2 protein-coding genes are annotated in these 2,156 nt (G+C 71.5%); one reads left to right on the forward strand and one right to left on the reverse strand.

Annotated elements, in window-relative coordinates:
- Positions 1 to 168 (reverse strand): Hsp70 family protein (locus tag ABIA33_RS38000; protein WP_370088810.1); only part of this gene is annotated, 168 nt, incomplete at its 3' end.
- 274 nt (positions 169 to 442) lie between these two features.
- On the opposite strand from ABIA33_RS38000, the gene ABIA33_RS38005 reads away from it, so the two are divergent.
- Positions 443 to 1,729, forward strand: coding sequence for a PucR family transcriptional regulator (locus tag ABIA33_RS38005; RefSeq protein WP_370088808.1), 1,287 nt, complete (start codon positions 443 to 445; stop codon positions 1,727 to 1,729).
- Positions 1,730 to 2,156 lie beyond the last annotated feature (427 nt).

The raw sequence follows: 2,156 nt of genomic DNA on the forward strand, positions 1-2,156 counted from the left end.
CCGCCGGGCCAACTGCCCCACCAGCCGCTCACCGCTGTCGGGGAAGGCGACCACCGAGGGTGTGGTCCTGGCCCCCTCGGCGTTCGGGATCACGGCGGGCTCGCCGCCCTCCCAGACCGCGATCACGGAGTTGGTGGTACGGAGGTCAATACCGACTGCCTTCGCCATGAGAATATCCTCCGTCGGGACACGGACCGATCGTTACCGTGACGCGGGCCCCGGCGAGACCGCCGGGGCGACCGCCGATGCGAGTTCGCACCCACACCAGCGGCCAGCCTCGCACGCCAGTCGTCGGGATTCCTCGCCCTGGCAGGACGAACCCGCAGCGGCCCTCTCGTCCGCCAGGACAGGCAACAGCCCGCGGCCTGCCGCTGAGGGCCCGCCTCGGGTGGCGTAGCGTGGTAGCAGCGGCCGATATCCCGAGCCCCGAAGGGGGCCTGTCATGGATGACGCTGTCCCTCTCGCGACGACGGCCTCACCACCGCACGCGGTCCCGCCAACGGCTGGGGTCGCGCACACCTTGCTGCGCCACACCACGGCGATGTTCGAGGGAGTCGACGAGTTCGCGGTACTGGGGGCTGCCAGGGCCGCGATGGCGGCGCTCGGCCCGTTCGTCAACGACGCGGCCTACCTCCTGCACAACGGCCTGCCGGTGCGCTGCGCACCGTTCACTCCCGCCGTATCCGGCGCGCGGCCGCACGCCGCAGCCACGGCCAGAGCCACCGGCCACCCGGACGGCGCCGGCGACTGCTGGATGCGGGTCTACGCCCTACGTGACCGCGACCGCTGTCTCGGCTACCTCGTCGTCCGAGCCCGCACCGCGCCCTCGGCCGACGAGGCCGCCCTCGCCGACCTGCTCGTCCGGCAGGCCGGCATCGCCCTCGCATGGATGGCGCGGCGCCGGCTGGAACGCGCCACCGCCGAGGAGCACGACCGGCTGATGACTGCCGAGATCCGGCGCGACGCCGACCCCAGCGCGACCGCCGCGGTCCTGAAGAGCACCGGCGCCTGCCACGAGGCGCTTGCCCGCGCGGCGGCCTCCGGCCAGGGCGAGGCGGGCATCGTCTGGGCTCTCAACGAAGTCACCGGGCTCCCGGCGCTGACCGAGGACCTCTTCGGTAGCCTGCGGGTCTGGGCAGGCCCCGGTCAGCCCCCGCCCCCTCCCGGACCTGATCTCGGCCCCCGAAAAGAGCTGCTGCAGCTCGCACGGCACCAGTCGGGCGCCGTCCGTGACCGGGAGCGGCTGATCGCCCCCATCGCCATGGCCGACCTCGGCACCCATGCCGGGGCCATCGGAGTCGGCGGCCGCTGCGACAGCCCCGCAGGCCTCCCTCACTCCTACGACGAGGCCGCCCGAGCTCTCACCGTGCGGCGCAGATCCCACGACCCGTACGGCAGCACCAACTTCGAGGAACTCGGCCTCTACCGCATGATGGGCGCCGGCGACGGCGAACGGGAGGCCGACCGCTTCGTCCGGGAATGGCTCGGCGCCTTGCTGGACTACGACGCGCGTCACCACACCGACCTCGTCACCACGCTCTCGCGCTACCTGGAGAGCGGCGGAAGCTACGACGCGACCTCCGAGATCCTGCTCATCCATCGGAGTACCGTGCGCTATCGCCTCCAGCGCATCCGCGAGATCACCGGCCACGACCTCAGCGACGTCGAGACCCGGCTCAACCTCCATGTCGCCACCCGCATCCGCAACGTGTTCCACGGACCCCGTTGACGCCCGGGGCTGCGCCACCTGCCGTCAGATCTGTTCTCCGTAGCCATTGAATCACCCAAATACCCCTCTATCGGGCGATTGCCCATAGGCCTTCATGACTTAGCGTCACCTTAGCGGGCGATGAGGCCCTGGAGGAGAGAGGGGACCTTGCTGTTGCGCGAGGCGAAGCGCTCGTTGTCCTCGAGCCGCTGGGCGGCGCGCTCGAACGTGGCACTGCCAATGAGCGCGGGGACGGGGATGGTGATCCATTCCTCGCGGGGCCGGTCGGCGGCCTTGACGGCGCGCGGGGTGGTGGGTCCTTCCAGGCGGGCGCGGCGGTTCAGGCCCGGGGACTAGCTACTTGCCCCTGAAAAAGGGTTTGCCCTGGTGGCCGGGCTGGAGCTGGGTGGTGGTCGGATCGTGCGGGCCGGCGGTGCGTCCGTCCTCA

Source organism: Streptacidiphilus sp. MAP12-16 (assembly GCF_041262165.1).
Classification (GTDB): domain Bacteria; phylum Actinomycetota; class Actinomycetes; order Streptomycetales; family Streptomycetaceae; genus Streptacidiphilus.